This window comes from Rhodococcus sp. 1163, assembly GCF_002091985.1.
Lineage (GTDB): Bacteria > Actinomycetota > Actinomycetes > Mycobacteriales > Mycobacteriaceae > Rhodococcoides.
Genome location: NZ_MKKX01000017.1, coordinates 377,833 through 393,500, shown reverse-complemented (window position 1 = coordinate 393,500; position 15,668 = coordinate 377,833). Strand labels below are relative to the sequence as shown.

Genomic DNA, 15,668 nt, shown 5'->3' with positions numbered 1-15,668 from the left:
CTGCGTGCAATTCAGTGCGTTCGAGGCCTATGCCGCCGAGGTGGGGCTGGCCGCAGCGGTGACTCCCGAGATGCACAACAGTGACTACGAGTCGGGCATTGCCCAGATCTGCGACGAGGCGTGGCATATCCGGACTGCGCGAAACACCCCGACCAAGCCGGGCGCTTTCGTCAGCTACTGGCAGCGAGACACGGATGGAACGACGATGCCGTTCGGTGAAGACGATCTGGCCGCGGGCCTGCTTGTCTTCGTGGAAAAACGGGGCCGACGCGGCGTGTTTCGGTTCACCCGCGCGCATCTTGCCGAACTCGCCATCACCTCAGGGAAGCGGCCGGGCAAGCGTGGGTTCCGGGTGTATCCGAGTTGGTGCACCGGGCTGAATGCTCAGGCCACGGCCACGCAACGTGCTCAGGCGTCCGCGTTCGAGGAGTATTGAGCTCCGGCCCGCCCTAGGTCCATGGCGTGATGGGCGGTTTCACCCACATGATCTTCTCGTCGGCATGCTTCGGCTTGGCCGCGGGATGGTTCGGGTTCGCGAGCGCCCACGCGCACTTGCTGTCCACCAACTCGGCGGCAATGGTCCACGTCTCCATCGTGCTCGGCGGCGAAATGTCGGCTGCACGGGCGAGCTTGCGTCGAGTGGCGTCGGTCAGCTCGAGAAGCTCCTCCGAGTCGATGCCGCGTTCCCAGAGGAAGCGTGCGAGGGCTGTCGCCTTGTCTCGTCTACTTTTCGCCGCCTGCTCGGAGTGCGCGAAATCGAAGTCACCTGCAGTCACGACGACAACCCTAGTGAAGGTGAGGAGTTTCGAACATCGGGTTCGATGTAATCGACACCACCGCAAATCTGCCCGAAATGTCGGATTACGACTCCTGTAACCGTGAGAGGCAGGACTCCGTCAGCCGTACCCGGAGGATAAAAATCGCTACCGCTTGTTCTACAGGGGTCCGTGTCGCTTACCGTAGTCGGGTGACCACTCCAGCCCCGGGTGAACAACGCGTTTCCCCCCCAGTAAAACCAGGTCTTTCCGCAGGCTCCGCGCCAGAACCCCTGGGTTCGTCGGCGCCGGCCTTTCCTGCCATCTTGACGTGGCGGGCACACGACGCTCCCCGGATGGAGTCGGTACGCGTCCAACTGAGCGGCAATCGCATCAAGGCAGCCGGACGGATCATCGGCGGTGCCTGCGCGGAGCATCCGGCATTCAGCGCGTCGTACGACCTGGTGACCGACGAAAACGGCATCACTCGCAGGCTCTCGCTGCGAACATTCGTCGCGGGAGGCGAGAAGCAGGCTTCGGTGAGTCGCGACAACGAGGGCTACTGGATGATCGAGAACTCGTCCAACCATCAGCGGTCCACCTACAATGGGGCGCTCGATGTCGACGTCGTGTTCAGCCCATTCTTCAATACGCTGCCGATTCGTCGGCTCGAGTTGCACACCGATGCCTCCGACGTGCAGGTTCCCGTGATCTACGTCAACTTGCTCGACTTGTCCATCCAGCAAGCCGAACTCACCTACAGCAGTGGCGCCGACGGCATCCACGTTCTTTCACCGGTCTCGACATCCACACTGAAGGTCGATTCCGACGGATTCGTACTCGACTACCCGGGGCTCGCCGAGCGAATCTGACGGATCACTCCGCCTTTTCTTCCCGCGGAGCCGAATTTTTCGCGCCACTGATCATCACCCGGTTCGATGCCGGTGATATCGAATCGCTGGTGCTCCTCGTAGAGGGTGCGCGCGCGATGCCCGGCTGTCACGAGCGTGCGCGTCGACCCGTCCGTTGCCAGTTCCTCGCGGGCCCGGGTCAGCACGTCGAGCGCTTCGTCGAGCGCGTCGGTGAGGGCGGCGGAGTTTGCCTCGCACATCGCACTGACCAGAGCCGGTGCCGTCGACGCGACGCGCGTTCCGTCACGAAACGAACCTGCTGCCAGACCCAACGCCAGCGGGCTGCCGGAGGCCCCGACGAGGGCGAGCGTCTCGGCCAGGAGATGCGGAAGATGTGAGATCCGGGCGACAGCGCGGTCGTGCTCACCGCTTTCGACGGGTACGACGACCGAACCGCAGTCGAGTGCCAGCGATGCCACCTCACGCCACACCTGCGGGTCGACGCCGTCGTCGACGCCGACAGCCCAGACTGCGTCTCGAAACAGTTCCGGATCGGCGGCGGACCAACCCGACTGGTCGGTGCCGGCCATGGGATGCCCGCCTACCCACCGCTCGGACAAACCCCGTCGTGACACTGCCGCCGCTACCTCGGCTTTGACGCTGACGACGTCGGTGAGCGCATTGTTCGGTGCATGCTCTGCGATGGCGGCGAGGATTGCGTCGACTGCGGGCATCGGGACCGCGATGACGATCAGCGCACCGGACTCGGCGGCACGGGTGAGCACCGCGGTCAGATCGGTACCGGTGTCGTAGCCGGCTTCGACGGAACCGGCGATCGCGTCCGCGGACCGGTTGTATCCCCATGCGATCCGGCCACCTCGAACGGCAGCTTGCAGAACCGATCCACCGATCAGGCCGAGTCCGAGAACGCACACAGGGGCAGTAGTCACCCGAATAGATTGACACACCGTTCGAAACGGCGTCTTGACGGCGGACTTCAGTTTCGGTGGTCCTCACGACTACCGTTGCGCGCATGGCTGCACAGCGCGGGAGCAACAACTCCGCCAAGGCGAAGAACGACGACGGTCCGGATGACAACAGTTACGACGACCTGGACGGCTTCGGCGTTGCCGTCGTCCGGGAAGACGGCAAGTGGAGAGTGACACCGCTACCGATGTCGGCATTGACGTCGTTGTCGGCGGCGGAAACCGAACTACGGGAGATGCGCAGCTCGGGCGCGGTATTCGGGCTACTCGACATCGACGACGAGTTCTTCGTCATCCTCCGGCCCGCGCCGTCGGGCACACATTTGCTGATCTCCGATGCCACCGCTGCGATCGAATACGACATCGCTGCCGAGGTACTCGACGCACTCAACGTCGATATCCCCGATATCGACCCGGATGACCTCGATGACATCGAGCCCTGGGAAGAAGGCAATCTTGCGTTGCTGGCCGATCTAGGCCTGCCTGAAGCGGTCCTGGGCATCATCGTGGCCGAAACCGATCTCTATCCGGACGAGCAGCTCGGTTCGATCGCAGAGCGACTCGGCTTCCCCGACGAACTCGCGGCCGTTCTGGACAAGTTTCCTCGGTAGTCCGGCGTGGTCGACGAGGATCTGATCCGAGCGGCACTGGCCGCTGCGGGGGATGCGTCCGATCGTGACGTTCCGGTCGGCGCAGTGATCTTCGACGCCGACGGACGCGAACTGGCCCGTGCCGCGAATGCGCGCGAGTCCACCGGGGACCCGACGGCTCACGCCGAGATTCTGGCGCTGCGGGCGGCCGCCGCTGTGCACGGCGACGGGTGGCGGCTCGAAGGGTGCACGCTGGCCGTGACCCTGGAACCCTGCACGATGTGCGCCGGCGCACTGGTCCTGGCTCGTGTCGAAAGGGTGGTCTTCGGGGCGTGGGAACCGAAGACGGGCGCCGTCGGATCGCTGTGGGATGTCGTTCGAGACCGCCGACTCACTCACCGACCGCACGTCCGTGGTGGGATTCTCGAAGGGGAGTGCGCTGCCACCCTGCGTGAATTCTTCGCCCGCGAACGCTTATGAACTTCTCATGTTTGACGGCTGCACCCACGGGATAAGCCCCTAGAGCAAGGGGCGCGGTACCCGCGCTCGGTAACTCCATTGCCTAGGAGGCACTAATGGGACTCGACGACAAGATCTCGAACAAGACCGAGGATCTGGGCGGCAAGGCAAAGGAAGCTGCCGGTTCGGCCACCGGAAACAAGGACCTCGAGAACGAGGGCAAGGGCGATCAGGTCTCTTCCGCAGTCAAGGATGGCGCGGAGAAGGTCAAGGACGCAGCCTCCACCATCAAGGACAAGCTCACCGGACACTGATCCACTAACGCTGAGCTGGCGATTTAGTGTCGCGCCGTCACTGCGGTACAGTTTTCCGCGGTGGCGTGTCCGAGCGGCCTAAGGAGCGCGCCTCGAAAGCGCGTGACGGGTAACCCCCGTCCGAGGGTTCAAATCCCTCCGCCACCGCCAAAGCTCCCCACCTGCATCACGCAGGTGGGGAGCTTTTTTTGTGCCTTCTTCGCATGCCCTCCACAACTACTGCTCCCGAAATCGTGGCGCAAAGCGTGGAATTGCTCTACTCTACCTAGAGCAGCTAGCTAAAAAACTAAGACAGCAAGTTCGAATGGAGTCCGATGGCACGCGCAGGGGTGACGCTTTCTCGCTTGACCGAGGTGGCGGCGGACATGGCCGACGAGATCGGTTTCCAGAACGTGACAATGCTCGCTGTGGCCCGCTCGTTCGGCGTCAAGGACGCGAGCCTGTACTCGCACATAAAGAACCTGCGAGAATTACGCCAGCGGGTATCCGTCGCGTCGTTGTCCGAGCTCGCAGACCGTGTCTCCGACGCCTTGGCCGGCAGGGCGGGCAAGGACGCACTCGTCGCATTCGCGAACGCCTACCGCGACTACGCCAGGGAGCATCCGGGACGCTACGCATCGACGCAATTCGACCTCGACCCGGACGTGGCAGCGGCCAGTGATGCCCGACGGCATTCGGCCATGTCGCGTGCTGTCTTGCGTGCCTACGCTCTCGCCGAACCGGACGAGACCGATGCGGTCCGGCTGCTGGGCAGTACGTTTCACGGTTTCATCGCGCTCGAGGCTGCGGGTGGCTTCGCGTACACCCCGCGTGAATCCGAGGACTCGTGGAAAAGGGTGCTCGACGTGCTTCACCACGCACTCGAACATTGGCCGACACTTACCAAGGAGTGATATCACCATGGACCCTGTCACCGAACAGGACATACGCGCGTCATTCGTCAACTGTTCCAAGGGGGACACGAAGCGGATGAGCGTTCCACGTGACCTCGACGAAAAGCGTTGGGAAGAACTGGATTTCCTCGGATGGACCGATAGCTCATACGCGGGCCGCGGCTACCTCGTCGTTCCGCGTCCAGCAGGTGTCATCGGCATTGCGTTGCGTTACGAGACAACAGGATCCGATCGAGCACAGATGTGCACGATCTGCACGACCACGCATTCGCGGGGGAACGTGTCGCTGATGACGGCGAAGAAGGTCGGCGAATCAGGTCGACGTGGAAACACTGTCGGCACGTACATGTGCACCGATCTCGCATGCTCGCTGTACGCGAGAGGTAAAAAGACCCCGGCGCTGGGCAATCGATACCGCGAGAACCTCACTCCCGAGGAGCGTGCTGGGCGAGTGAGGGAAAATATCGAACTGTTCGTCCATCGACTCTATATCTGAGTACGGGTGAGCCCAGCGGTCGAAACGCTTGGAAACGGCAGCTGCGTTCAGCAACTTCCGTTTCCAGCGGCACTGAGTCCGCGCACAATTTCCTGCTGATCCTCTACCGACACTGTCGACCAACTCGGATTGGATTCCATTTTTCCTCTCATCCCCACGACGGACTGTTCCCGGCTAGCTGCCCCTGTCGATTCCAACGCGTCGATCGCGGGAAGGAAGCGCTGACAGATGTCGAGGTACAACGCTTCGCCATGCGGCATATCCGTTCCTTCCGGCGGTAGAGCCACGTTCGCCTCCGGTGCCGGCATCGGCTCGGGGGATCCGAGCGGCGTCGCGACCGGGGGTAAATCTGCTCCCACATCCTCGGGCAGCGGCTCGGGTGATCGCGGTGGCGTCGCAAGCGGGGGAGCCTCGGCTGCGGTCGAGGGCCCGGCGGGAGCCGAGGATGCAGGCGCAGTTGCGGAAGATGTCGCCGAGGTGGCCGGAGCCGAAGCCTCGCTCGACGAGTTGGGCGCCTCCGAACTGCAACCGGTGAGCGCAAGAATCGAGAGCACGCCGACCCACATCATCCGCATCATGAGCAAAGTATGTATCAGGGGAGTGGCTCGATCAGTTCAGCGATGCAGCGTGTTCGGCAATGGTATCGATCGACGTCGACCACGCCACCGACGTGGGATCGACGAAGTCACTATGACCCAGGCCGGGCAGAATCTCGAGCTCGGCAGAGTCTCCCACCGACCGAGCGGCCTCGACGTACACCTTGCTTTGGTTCACCGACACGGTCGCGTCGCTGTCACCGTGAATTGCTGTGACCGCGACGTCGGTCGGAAGATGGTTGATCGGCGATGCGATGCGATAGTTGTCGGGAACCTGGTCGGGCATGCCACCGAGGAATGCAGGGACAAACCTGTCGTTGCCGATGTTCGCTGCCCGCGCCATGTCGAAGACCCCGGCCATGATTGTCGCGCTGGCTGGACGGATGCGTGGTTGCGCCCCCGGCGCGGACGCGTCGAGTGTGTGTCGGCCGGCGATCCACGCCGCGAGTTGCCCGCCCGCGGAGTGCCCCGCAACCTGTACGCGGTCCAGATCCAATCGACCACCGGCGGCTTCCTGAACGGTGTTCGCAAGTGCTTCCGTTGCGTTGTCGACGTCGGCGAGGGTGTCCCGCCAGTCGACACCGCGGCGGTACTCGATGTTCCACACGGCGATTCCGCGATCGGCAATCGCCTGCGAAATGGGAGCGAAGTACGTCATGTCGTACTTCGCTTGCCAACCGCCGCCGTGGACCATGACCACAACGGGGAGTCCGTCGACGCCGTTGTCGGGGAGATAGAGATCTCCGATGTTGTCTTTGCTCGCACCGTACGCAAGTCGGATCGGTGGATCGGACTGTGCGGGGACCAGCGCAGGCGACGGCGTCGGAAGCGCCTGCGGCACTTGGGTCTGCTGGGTAGAGGTGCATCCGGAGAGAAGGGCGAGAGTTGTAAGGCAAGTGAGGGTTCGGCTTGATCTCACCGACTACCACCGGTCCAAGCGAGGAGTTCCTCGAGTGCCCAAGTGTTGATGATGCGTTCGGCCGGAACGCCCTGTTGTTCGGCTCGAATGCATCCGTAGCCCTGCCAATCCAATTGGCCCGGCGCGTGCGCGTCGGTGTCGATGGAGAACAGGCAGTCGCGTTCGAGCGCGATGTCGATGAGCCGCTCGGGTGGGTCCTGGCGTTCCGGTCGAGCGTTGATCTCGACCGCAGTGCCGAACTGTTTACAGCCTTCGAACACCACCTCGGCGTCGAACTTCGATTCCGGCCGAGTGCCGCGACCGCCCTCGACGAGCCTGCCGGTGCAGTGACCGAGCACATCGACGTGGGGGTTGGCGATTGCGTTGACCATCCGCCGCGTCATGGTGTCCGAGTCGGCACGAAGGTTCGAATGCACGCTTGCCACAACGATATCCAGCTCGGCGAGCAGCCCTCCGTCTTGGTCGAGGCTCCCGTCGTCGAGGATGTCCACCTCGATTCCGGTAAGGATGCGGAACGGCGCCAGTTGCTCGTTGAGTTCGGCGACGACGTCGAGTTGACGGCGTAAACGCTCGGCCGTCAGTCCGTGGGCGACAGTAAGTCTCGGCGAATGGTCGGTAAGCGCGCAGTACTCGTGGCCGAGCCGGCGGGCCGTTCGCATCATCTCCTCGATCGGGCTTCCGCCGTCGGACCAGTTCGAGTGGGTGTGCAGATCACCGCGCAGCGCGGCACGTAGATCGTTCTCGCCGATCGGCTGTGCCTCGGCGCGCTTCTCCTCGAGATATTCGGGGACTTCTCCTGCGACGGCCTGCCGGATGATGAGGGAAGTCTTAGCGCCGATCCCCGGCAGAGCGGACCACGAGTCAGTTCTGTTGCGCTCCGAACGCGCAGCTTCGTCCAACGATTCCACGACGTCGGCTGCCCGTCGATATGCCTTGACACGGTGCGTGTCTGCGCGTGAGCGTTCGAGCCAATAGGCGATCTCGCGGAGTGCTTCGATCGGGTCCATGTCCCTATTGTCCAGTAGTCGCGTGCGGGTCGACCAACGCGGCGTTCGGCTGCCAGTCGTACACCACCGAGGTGCGCAGCACGATGTCCTGCAACGATCGCCTGCGCCCGTCGACAGCCGCCCACAACAGACCGAAAGCGAACACGACACAGAGCACGGCCCGTAATGCCGCCAACGGCCACCGCAGCACTCCGTGACGGGGGGAGACCAGTCGGACACCCATCAGAATTGCGCCGACCGTACGACCGGTCGTCGCCCAGCACAGCGTCAGATAGCCGATCGACAACGCAAGAAAGACCGAAATCGACAGGAATACCGCAGGAGAAGGAAAGCTGAAGGACTGCGGACTGAACAGCAACTGCATGAAGAGGGAGCCGACGTACACCGACCCCATCAGCGCCCCGACCACGGCGAGATCGATGAACGCTGCAACTCCGCGCGTGACGATCCCGGCCGGCCGCATGTCCTCGAATGAAGGTTGTGGATGGCTCATGGGGTCGCCGGACCTTGATCGCGTCCGAACAGCCGTCCGACGAAATGCGTCACCGCATCGTCGGCCTGCATTCCCTGGCTGCGGACTCCTCGCACAGCCTCGGCCGACAGCGACCCCGTCGACTCGCGAATGATGTCCGGCAGGTCGACGCCCTCGATCACGAAGTTCGCGAGAGCGATCAGGTCCACCTTGGCGATCGCGGAATCGAGGTTCACCCGCGCAACGGCGCGATCGAGGTCGACGGTCTCGATGATGGCATCGAGATCGACTCGACCGATGACGGCGGCAATGTCGACCCGCGACACGGCCTTGTCGAGGTCCACTCGGGCGACCACGCTGTCGAGATCTACCCTCGCGACAGCTCTGTCCAGGTCGACGCCCTCGACGATGGAATCGATATCGACGTTCTCTCGGATGAGCCGCGTCAGATCGATCTCGTCCAGGGCAGCAGCTACCACCTTGGTGATCGTGAGACGAATCAGAGCGTCCACGACTACAGCGGCTGCAGCTACCGCCCGCTCGCCGCGTACGGACAGAGCTTCGGCAGGTCCGGACAGCCCGGGGAGGCGGGTGAGCATGCGCAAGGATCCGCGTGCGGCACCTGCTGCCGTCACCGCCATGCCGGCAGCGAGGTTGATCAGTCGTACTTCGTCCGGCATACGCGCCACCACCTTGATCGTCGAATACCAGCATTCCAGTTCGGGAGGAGTTTTGGTACGGCTATCCAGTCCGAGCCCTGCCGGCGAAGACGGACGAATATCTCAGTAACTTGCCAGGCGCTAGGTCACCCATCGAGTTGAAGGTGCAACTAGCATCGGGTTGCATGACCAAGAAACGGTGGAGTGCGCTCGGGATAGTGGTCGTAGTGGCCCTCGTAATTCTCGTCGGACCCTGGATCTACGGCAAAATTTTCGCCGAGGACGACGCCCCTGCAGCTACCGTGTCCACGTCCGGAGCGCAGGCCGCGTCGACCGACGGCATCGACGGACGGTGGACGGTGGTCGCGGGAGACGCGGCCAACACGACGGCCGCGGGATACACCGTCAAGGAGGTCCTCAACGGGGCCGACGTCACGGTCGTGGGTTCGACCACCGAAGTGAGCGGCAGCGTCACCATCGCCGATAATTCGCTCACCGCGGGCGAGGTTGTGGTGCAGACGAATTCGATCAGTACCGACAATGGGCGGCGCGACAGCCAGTTCCGCGGAAACATCTTCGACACGGCCACCTACCCGACGGCAATGTTCACCATCGATTCGCCTGTCGATCTGTCGGCACTCCCGAAGGACGGAACTACCGAAACTGTCACAGCAGAAGGCACTCTGACACTCAAAGACCAGTCGCGGAAGGTCTCGGTTCAGATGGAGGTACTGCAATCCGGTGATTCGCTGATCGCGTCGGGAAGTATCCCGACGACGTGGAGCGACTACGGAATCGAACCGCCATCACTAGGATTCGTGACAGTCGAAGCAACCGGATCCGTGGACTTTCTGATCAACTCGAGCACTTAGAACACCGATTCGAGGAACGTCGATCCATGTGCCCCAGCCTCGTGGCAGGATTTGGGAAAGAAGATCACCTCGCGGAGGAGATGCACATGAAGATCACCGATATCATCGCCGACATTGCGGTACCCGATATGGGCGAGGCACGAAGCTTCTACACCGACTACCTCGGCCTGAGCGTCGAAGAGTTCAACCTGGGATGGGTCGCCCGGTACACGTCGCCGAGCACAGGAGCCCACATCCAAATTCTTACGCACGACGCGTCTGCCTCCGCCAACCCCGTCGTCTCGATCAAAGTCGACGACATCGACGCGGCCCTCGCCGAGGCGCAGGAGAATGGGTACGACATCGTGCATCCGCTGACCACCGAAACCTGGGGAGTGACTCGATTCTTCGTCCGGGCTCCGGATGGGAACGTCTTCAATATCGTCCAACAGCACTGAGAGAACGCCGTTTTGCCCGTGCCATCGGGTGTTTGGACTCCTACTTTGGCCCGTCGATACTCGACGCGTTCTCCCCGTCGGTTGCGGCGGTGCTGACGATGAACTTGCGGAATACAGTTTGCATGGATTCGACTACGAGAATGTGGCTGTCCAAGACATCGACGAGGTTGTTGTCACCGCCCACTGCTTTCAGCGAAAACTTCCGCGCCAGCGCCCGGCCGGATTCGAAGTCACCCATGCCTTTGACGTGCGCGAGTTCGTAGGCGCGATTCTTGCAGGTTTTCAGCAAATCGAGATACTGATCGCACGCCACATCGCACGCTCTTGCGGCGTCAGCAGTCAAGTAGAGGTGGCCATTGTCTGCTTCGGCAGCGAGGTCGTGCCAATGCGTTAGGAGATTCGGTTCGATTGATTTCGGGGGCACGTGTGCTCCTTTTGATGGACGCTCGACTGTTCACGATGGTGGAAGATACGATTCGACATCTTCCGTGTGTCGCCGGACGATCTCGCAAAGGTTCTGTCCGGCAGTATCGCTGGGGCTTTGACTGTTGGCAAAAATGATGACGACACCCTCTTCTGTGTCGAATGCGAGGTCGCAAATTCCCTTGCTGTCGGAAACCCTCAACCGGTAGAGCAGCGCTGCACGAGTACCGACCATGACGTCGGAGAATCCGACATTGTCCGGATTCGTTCGCACGTCGGCAAGGGTGAACTTTTGTGAAAATAGGACGTGATACGAGTACCGCGAAATTGTCGACGCGTCCTGCCAGTGGCATCTCTTCCAATCCTTGGTCGAAATCCCGATATCAGCCTCGGCGCGACGGGAGTCGGGATCGAGTCCGGTGCGCGCGATGGCGTCGTCGGGGATGGTGCAGGGGTCGAACTGGTCGGCCAGTGAGGGTTCGCCGGCGACCGCGTTGCCTTCGACGGGTTGGCCGCAGCTGGTGAGGAGGGTCAGGGCAGCGGCTGTTGCCAGCACTCCACGTCGCATCGCCCCTCCTTGATTGTTCCGTCGACAGATTAGACGCAGTCGAGACAGAAACGGTTCCCTTCCGCCGGCGCCTGAGCCAAACCGGTGAATTCGCTCGACCGCCCGGGTCTGCTTACTGGACCAACCAGATTCGAGGAGGATGCATCACATGCGTCGACTGCTCTATTTCCATGGTGCCGGCGGATACGTCGACGATCGCCCGATAGCGGAAGGGCTTGCGCACAGACTCGGGTGTGCCATGGAGATGCCGCACATCCCGGACCAAGATATGTCGTTCGAGGCATGGGCCACGATTGTCCGTACGTATCTGGACGCGATGAAGTCCGGGGATATCGTCGTCGGGCATTCTTTCGGCGCATCGATCCTGATACGTGTGCTTGCGGAGAAACGTCGAGCCATTCCGTCGAACGCAGTGCTGCTGGCGATGCCGGACTGGACGTCGAAAGGATGGGACGTCGAGGACTATGCGTTCACTGGACCGGAACCCCAAGTGGCGCTGTCGTTGCATCATTGCCGCGACGACGAGGTGGTGCCGTTTGACCATTTGAAGTTGCACTCGACCCGTCTACCCTCGGCGTCCGTGCACGAGCACCGATCGGGTGGGCACCAGTTCGTCGGCGTACTCGACACGATCGCAGCGAGTTGGACGGCATAAGCGTGCACCGTTTTTGTAAAGCATGCCGCCATGTTCGCGTGTGAGAAACGGTACGGGCTTAGCAAAAAGGGTGTCCGCTTCCAATGGGTGTCCGCTCCATCAGGCAGGAACTGGCTCATTTCCTATTCGAATGGTAGGAATTGGGGACATCCTACGAAGGGACCGACGGTGCACATTACCGCCAAGGCGGACTATGCCGTGCGGACGCTACTCGAGATTGCCGCGGCCGGCGGAGCTCCGGGAAAGGCAGAGGCGCTGGCGACGGCGCAGAACATCCCGCACAAGTTCCTGGAGTCCGTTCTCGCCGATCTTCGGCGAGCCGATTTGGTACGCAGCAGGCGTGGCCCGGACGGCGGTTACTGGTTGGCCCGTCCACCCGCGGAGATTTCCGTCGCCGATGTCATTCGAGCGGTCGAGGGCCCGCTGGCGTCGGTGCGGGGTCAGCGCCCGGAGGATGTCGACTATCCCGGTCCTGCTGAACCCCTCCGGTTGGTGTGGCTTGCTGTGCGATCGAACATGCGCGCCGTTTTGGAGGCTGTCTCTTTGGCGGAGATCGCCGACGATGACCTGCCGTCGCTCATCTTCGACCTGACCAGCGATCCGGCGGCGTGGGCACGACGCTGAAGTAGTTTTTGTGATGTGTCCTAGTTCATAAAAACTATTCGCTGTGACGCATTCGACATACTTGCAGTCGAGTGCAACATTGCAGAACTCTGCAAAGTCCGTAGTTTGGGTGGAGTGACTGTTCCCAACACCGGCCTTCGTGACCTGAAGAAGGCGGCAACCCGCGATGCTCTCGGTCTCGCGGCTGTCCGTCTCGGCACGGCTCGGGGACTGGACGCGGTCACAGCCGACGCCATCGCTGCCGAGGCAGGCGTATCCACGCGGACATTTCACAACTACTTCGCCAACAAGGAAGAAGCTGTCCTCCATCACATCGAGACATCTGCGCTCGAGTGGTTCGGCATGCTTCGTGCGCGGCCGGCGGAGGAACCGATCTGGGAGTCGCTGCGCTACATCGCCGTGTCGATCGTGACCGATCCCGAGCGTGATCTCGGCGAGACGTTCGCGGCCGCACAGCTCATCGAGTCCAATCCCGCCGTGATGGCCCGCAAGCTCGAAATTCATCAGTCGCTCACCCGCGTACTCGGCGAAGCGATCGCGCAACGAACCGGCACCGACATCGAGACCGATCTCTATCCGAACCTGCTGCAGATGGCCGTCGGCGCCGCTGTCGTTGCAGCGTTGACCCTCTGGACCAACGACACCTCGGGAATGCTCTCACCCAAACAGCTCGTCGAGGATGCATTCGATCAACTGCAAGCCGGCCTTCCGGCCCCGAATACAACGAAAACGAACTGAGGAACCAACCAGTGGCCACCTATCTATACCGAATCGGCAAGTTCGCTTACCGACGAAAAGGCATAGTCATTGCCCTGTGGCTCGCAATTCTGGTGCTGGCGGGCATCGGGGCGTCGACCCTCTCAGGTCCGACTGCCAACTCGTTCAATATTCCGGGCACTCCCGCGCAGTCCGCACTCGATCTGCAAGCCGAGCGATTCGGTAACGCCGAAGACCCGCTGACAGCCGTCTCCGCGAACTACGTCTTCGCAGCGCCTGATGGTCAAAGCCTCGACACGCCTGCGTACACCGCAGCGATCGATGCCACCATCGCCGAGATAGACAAGATCGCCGACGTCGAGGCCGCGGTCAAGCCAGGCGGAGAGAAGCCGCTGGTCGGACCGGTTGCTGGCAACAAAGCAATCGTCGAGCAGTACAACGAGCTCGCAGCCAAGGACGGCACTGCTCCCGACGTCGCGGCCGCCAATGCCGCAGCGCTGTCGCCGTTGAGTCCGGAGGGCAACATCGGCACGCTCGATGTCCCGATTGCCGCCGAACTCGCCGATGTCACCGACGATCTGCGTACCGCACTCGACGATGCTGCGCAGCCGGCACGCGATGCGGGCCTCACCGTCGAACTCGGTGGCAGTGTCGCCCAGGATGCGTCCCCACCGGGCGGGACGTCCGAAATCGTCGGCCTGGCCGTCGCCGCCATCGTGCTGCTCATCATGTTCGGTTCGGCCGCCGCGGCTAGCCTTCCGCTGATCACTGCCATCGTCGGCATCGGAATCAGCAGCCTCGCCATCACCACCGCGTCCGGCTTCGCCGATCTGTCCTCGTTCACCCCGATTCTGGCGGTGATGATCGGCCTCGCGGTCGCCATCGACTACTCACTGTTCATTCTCGCCCGCTATCGGCATGAGCTGACGCTCACCGATGACCGGGAGGAAGCCGTCGGACGCTCCGTCGGTACGGCAGGCTCGGCCGTCGTGTTCGCCGGCGCAACTGTGTTGATTGCGCTCGTTGCTCTGCGCGTCGTCGGAATTCCATTCCTTTCGCAGATGGGTCTGGCCGCGGCCTTCGCCGTGTTCACCGCAGTGCTGATTGCGCTGACCTTCCTGCCCGCAATGCTCGGCCTCTACAAGGGCAAGGCTTTCGCAGGCAAGATCAAGTTCGTCAACACCACCGACCCCGAAGATCCGAACGCGACGCCGACCAATGGCCTTCGTTGGGCACGCTTCCTGGTCAAGCGCCCAGCTCTGGGTCTCATCGGCGGCATCGTGCTCCTCGGCGTCATCGCAGGCCCGACGACCGGACTCTCGCTTGCACTGCCGAGTATTGCCACTGCCGACCCGGCGACATCGGTGCGTAAGGCTTACGACCTCGAAGGTGAAGGATTCGGACCGGGTAAGAGCGGACCGCTTCTGACCATCGCCGACGCCACCGATGTGGCCGACGCCGATCGCACTGCGGCTTTCCAGAAGGTCGTCGACGCGATCTACGAACAATCCGATGTGTCCAACGCTCAGGTCATCGCGGTGAACCCGGCCGGCGATACCGCTCAGATCATCGTGACACCGTCCAGTGGACCGAACAGTCAGGAAACCAAGGACCTCGTCGAAAACCTGAGGGCCGCGGAATCCGGAGTGAAGGAGAGCACCGGCGTCTCCTACGGCGTGACGGGTCAGACCGCGCTCGAGATCGACGTCTCCGAACGCTTGCAGGACGCGTTGGTGCCGTACCTGGCAGTGGTGGTCGGACTGGCGTTCGTGCTGCTGATGCTGGTGTTCCGGTCGATTCTGGTGCCTCTGACGGCCACCATCGGCTTCTTGCTCAGCGTTCTCGCCACGTTCGGCGCCACGGTGTTCATCTTCCAAGAAGGTGGCCTGGGGCTGATCAGCAACCCGCAACCGATCGTGAGCTTCATGCCGATCTTCCTCATCGGTGTGGTGTTCGGGCTCGCGATGGACTACCAGGTGTTCCTGGTGTCTCGCATGCGGGAGGAGTATGTGCACGGCGCATCTGCGAAGGACGCCGTCGTGAACGGGTTCAAGTACGGCGCACGCGTCGTCACCTCCGCTGCCGTCATCATGATCTCCGTGTTCGCGGCCTTCATGGCCGAACCGGACTCGTTCATCAAGTCGATCGGCTTTGCCTTGGCTGCCGCAGTCTTCTTCGATGCATTCGTCGTCCGCATGGTCATCATCCCTTCGGTGATGGCGCTTCTCGGCGACAAAGCGTGGTGGTTGCCCAAGTGGCTCGACAAGATTCTTCCCGACGTCGACATCGAAGGTGCCAAGTTGAACGCAGCCAGGCCGAAGGCCAAGGAGGAGCAACCAGTCACGGCTTGAGTCGAGATCGGCCGAAGGTTGCCT

The 15,668-nt window shown here is 62.3% G+C and carries 22 protein-coding genes and 1 tRNA gene; 14 read left to right on the top strand and 9 right to left on the bottom strand.

Annotated features, from left to right (window positions below; genetic code table 11):
• Window positions 1–4 precede the first annotated feature (4 nt).
• Window positions 5–436 (top strand): MepB family protein, encoded by a 432-nt coding sequence (locus BJD99_RS05360; RefSeq protein WP_084345732.1) that lies wholly within the window; start codon window positions 5–7, stop codon window positions 434–436.
• A gap of 13 nt (window positions 437–449) precedes the next feature.
• Here BJD99_RS05360 and BJD99_RS05355 read toward each other — a convergent pair whose 3' ends face one another.
• On the bottom strand, window positions 450–776 hold the full coding sequence (locus tag BJD99_RS05355; protein WP_084345731.1) for a hypothetical protein: 327 nt from the start codon (window positions 774–776) through the stop codon (window positions 450–452).
• Between the two features lie 335 nt (window positions 777–1,111).
• Here BJD99_RS05355 and BJD99_RS05350 point away from each other — a divergent pair, with 335 nt between their 5' ends.
• A complete protein-coding gene (locus tag BJD99_RS05350; protein WP_143542078.1) occupies window positions 1,112–1,627 on the top strand; it encodes a putative glycolipid-binding domain-containing protein in 516 nt (171 codons plus the stop codon).
• Here BJD99_RS05350 and BJD99_RS05345 read toward each other — a convergent pair.
• Complete coding sequence (locus BJD99_RS05345) at window positions 1,600–2,556, bottom strand: prephenate dehydrogenase (RefSeq protein WP_256895501.1); 957 nt, start codon at window positions 2,554–2,556, stop codon at window positions 1,600–1,602. The genes BJD99_RS05350 and BJD99_RS05345 overlap by 28 nt on opposite strands.
• Window positions 2,557–2,639: 83 nt before the next feature.
• On the opposite strand from BJD99_RS05345, the gene BJD99_RS05340 reads away from it, so the two are divergent.
• The 6 genes from BJD99_RS05340 (at window position 2,640) to BJD99_RS05315 (ending at window position 5,344) form a co-directional block, all read left to right on the top strand.
• On the top strand, window positions 2,640–3,203 hold the full coding sequence (locus tag BJD99_RS05340) for a tRNA adenosine deaminase-associated protein (RefSeq protein ID WP_084345928.1): 564 nt from the start codon (window positions 2,640–2,642) through the stop codon (window positions 3,201–3,203).
• 6 nt (window positions 3,204–3,209) lie between these two features.
• Window positions 3,210–3,662, top strand: coding sequence for a nucleoside deaminase (locus BJD99_RS05335; protein WP_084345728.1), 453 nt, complete (start codon window positions 3,210–3,212; stop codon window positions 3,660–3,662).
• Between the two features lie 95 nt (window positions 3,663–3,757).
• Complete coding sequence (locus BJD99_RS05330) at window positions 3,758–3,955, top strand: CsbD family protein (RefSeq protein WP_084345727.1); 198 nt, start codon at window positions 3,758–3,760, stop codon at window positions 3,953–3,955.
• 59 nt (window positions 3,956–4,014) lie between these two features.
• Window positions 4,015–4,105 (top strand) — tRNA-Ser (locus tag BJD99_RS05325).
• Between the two features lie 164 nt (window positions 4,106–4,269).
• Entirely contained in the window at window positions 4,270–4,848 is a 579-nt protein-coding gene (locus BJD99_RS05320; RefSeq protein WP_084345726.1) for a TetR/AcrR family transcriptional regulator, read from the top strand.
• Between the two features lie 7 nt (window positions 4,849–4,855).
• Window positions 4,856–5,344: an FBP domain-containing protein gene (locus BJD99_RS05315; RefSeq protein ID WP_084345725.1), complete on the top strand. Its 489-nt coding sequence runs from the start codon at window positions 4,856–4,858 to the stop codon at window positions 5,342–5,344.
• A gap of 47 nt (window positions 5,345–5,391) precedes the next feature.
• Here the strand turns inward: BJD99_RS05315 and BJD99_RS05310 are convergent, their stop codons facing one another.
• The 5 genes from BJD99_RS05310 to BJD99_RS05290 form a co-directional block, all read right to left on the bottom strand.
• Window positions 5,392–5,922, bottom strand: coding sequence for a hypothetical protein (locus BJD99_RS05310; RefSeq protein ID WP_084345724.1), 531 nt, complete (start codon window positions 5,920–5,922; stop codon window positions 5,392–5,394).
• Window positions 5,923–5,953: 31 nt separating this feature from the next.
• On the bottom strand, window positions 5,954–6,781 hold the full coding sequence (locus BJD99_RS05305; protein WP_256895500.1) for a S9 family peptidase: 828 nt from the start codon (window positions 6,779–6,781) through the stop codon (window positions 5,954–5,956).
• A gap of 74 nt (window positions 6,782–6,855) precedes the next feature.
• On the bottom strand, window positions 6,856–7,866 hold the full coding sequence (locus tag BJD99_RS05300) for a PHP domain-containing protein (protein ID WP_084345722.1): 1,011 nt from the start codon (window positions 7,864–7,866) through the stop codon (window positions 6,856–6,858).
• 4 nt (window positions 7,867–7,870) lie between these two features.
• A complete protein-coding gene (locus BJD99_RS05295) occupies window positions 7,871–8,359 on the bottom strand; it encodes an RDD family protein (RefSeq protein WP_084345721.1) in 489 nt (162 codons plus the stop codon).
• Complete coding sequence (locus BJD99_RS05290; RefSeq protein ID WP_084345720.1) at window positions 8,356–9,018, bottom strand: hypothetical protein; 663 nt, start codon at window positions 9,016–9,018, stop codon at window positions 8,356–8,358. Before BJD99_RS05290 ends, BJD99_RS05295 begins: the two co-directional genes overlap by 4 nt.
• 164 nt (window positions 9,019–9,182) lie before the next feature.
• Between BJD99_RS05290 and BJD99_RS05285 the strand changes: the two genes are divergently transcribed.
• Together BJD99_RS05285 and BJD99_RS05280 are read left to right on the top strand one after the other, a co-directional pair.
• Window positions 9,183–9,869 (top strand): YceI family protein, encoded by a 687-nt coding sequence (locus BJD99_RS05285; protein ID WP_084345719.1) that lies wholly within the window; start codon window positions 9,183–9,185, stop codon window positions 9,867–9,869.
• Window positions 9,870–9,955: 86 nt separating this feature from the next.
• Window positions 9,956–10,306, top strand: a complete 351-nt coding sequence (locus BJD99_RS05280; RefSeq protein WP_084345927.1) for a VOC family protein — start codon at window positions 9,956–9,958, stop codon at window positions 10,304–10,306.
• A gap of 40 nt (window positions 10,307–10,346) precedes the next feature.
• Here BJD99_RS05280 and BJD99_RS05275 read toward each other — a convergent pair whose 3' ends face one another.
• Window positions 10,347–10,730 (bottom strand): hypothetical protein, encoded by a 384-nt coding sequence (locus BJD99_RS05275; RefSeq protein ID WP_256895499.1) that lies wholly within the window; start codon window positions 10,728–10,730, stop codon window positions 10,347–10,349.
• Window positions 10,731–10,760: 30 nt separating this feature from the next.
• Window positions 10,761–11,297 carry a DUF3558 domain-containing protein gene (locus BJD99_RS05270; RefSeq protein WP_084345718.1) on the bottom strand — a complete coding sequence of 179 codons (537 nt, stop codon included), beginning with the start codon at window positions 11,295–11,297 and terminating at the stop codon, window positions 10,761–10,763.
• Window positions 11,298–11,445: 148 nt separating this feature from the next.
• Between BJD99_RS05270 and BJD99_RS05265 the strand changes: the two genes are divergently transcribed.
• The 4 genes from BJD99_RS05265 to BJD99_RS05250 all read left to right on the top strand — a co-directional run bounded on the left by BJD99_RS05265 (window position 11,446) and on the right by BJD99_RS05250 (window position 15,644).
• Window positions 11,446–11,952, top strand: a complete 507-nt coding sequence (locus BJD99_RS05265; RefSeq protein WP_084345717.1) for an alpha/beta fold hydrolase — start codon at window positions 11,446–11,448, stop codon at window positions 11,950–11,952.
• A gap of 168 nt (window positions 11,953–12,120) precedes the next feature.
• Window positions 12,121–12,576: an Rrf2 family transcriptional regulator gene (locus BJD99_RS05260; RefSeq protein WP_179142189.1), complete on the top strand. Its 456-nt coding sequence runs from the start codon at window positions 12,121–12,123 to the stop codon at window positions 12,574–12,576.
• Window positions 12,577–12,690: 114 nt separating this feature from the next.
• A complete protein-coding gene (locus BJD99_RS05255; protein WP_269302181.1) occupies window positions 12,691–13,314 on the top strand; it encodes a TetR/AcrR family transcriptional regulator in 624 nt (207 codons plus the stop codon).
• An 11-nt stretch (window positions 13,315–13,325) separates the two neighbouring features.
• Window positions 13,326–15,644 carry an MMPL family transporter gene (locus BJD99_RS05250; RefSeq protein ID WP_084345714.1) on the top strand — a complete coding sequence of 773 codons (2,319 nt, stop codon included), beginning with the start codon at window positions 13,326–13,328 and terminating at the stop codon, window positions 15,642–15,644.
• Window positions 15,645–15,668: the final 24 nt, after the last annotated feature.

What these genes read in the sequence shown, in the direction of transcription:
- BJD99_RS05350 (WP_143542078.1), top strand. Translation starts at nt 1,112, where the DNA reads ATGGAGTCGGTACGCGTCCAACTGAGCGGCAATCGCATCAAGGCAGCC.
- BJD99_RS05340 (WP_084345928.1), top strand. Translation starts at nt 2,640, where the DNA reads ATGGCTGCACAGCGCGGGAGCAACAACTCCGCCAAGGCGAAGAACGAC.
- BJD99_RS05330 (WP_084345727.1), top strand. Translation starts at nt 3,758, where the DNA reads ATGGGACTCGACGACAAGATCTCGAACAAGACCGAGGATCTGGGCGGC.
- BJD99_RS05320 (WP_084345726.1), top strand. Translation starts at nt 4,270, where the DNA reads ATGGCACGCGCAGGGGTGACGCTTTCTCGCTTGACCGAGGTGGCGGCG.
- BJD99_RS05315 (WP_084345725.1), top strand. Translation starts at nt 4,856, where the DNA reads ATGGACCCTGTCACCGAACAGGACATACGCGCGTCATTCGTCAACTGT.
- BJD99_RS05310 (WP_084345724.1), bottom strand. Translation starts at nt 5,922, where the DNA reads ATGATGCGGATGATGTGGGTCGGCGTGCTCTCGATTCTTGCGCTCACC.
- BJD99_RS05300 (WP_084345722.1), bottom strand. Translation starts at nt 7,866, where the DNA reads ATGGACCCGATCGAAGCACTCCGCGAGATCGCCTATTGGCTCGAACGC.
- BJD99_RS05295 (WP_084345721.1), bottom strand. Translation starts at nt 8,359, where the DNA reads ATGAGCCATCCACAACCTTCATTCGAGGACATGCGGCCGGCCGGGATC.
- BJD99_RS05290 (WP_084345720.1), bottom strand. Translation starts at nt 9,018, where the DNA reads ATGCCGGACGAAGTACGACTGATCAACCTCGCTGCCGGCATGGCGGTG.
- BJD99_RS05285 (WP_084345719.1), top strand. Translation starts at nt 9,183, where the DNA reads ATGACCAAGAAACGGTGGAGTGCGCTCGGGATAGTGGTCGTAGTGGCC.
- BJD99_RS05280 (WP_084345927.1), top strand. Translation starts at nt 9,956, where the DNA reads ATGAAGATCACCGATATCATCGCCGACATTGCGGTACCCGATATGGGC.
- BJD99_RS05270 (WP_084345718.1), bottom strand. Translation starts at nt 11,297, where the DNA reads ATGCGACGTGGAGTGCTGGCAACAGCCGCTGCCCTGACCCTCCTCACC.
- BJD99_RS05265 (WP_084345717.1), top strand. Translation starts at nt 11,446, where the DNA reads ATGCGTCGACTGCTCTATTTCCATGGTGCCGGCGGATACGTCGACGAT.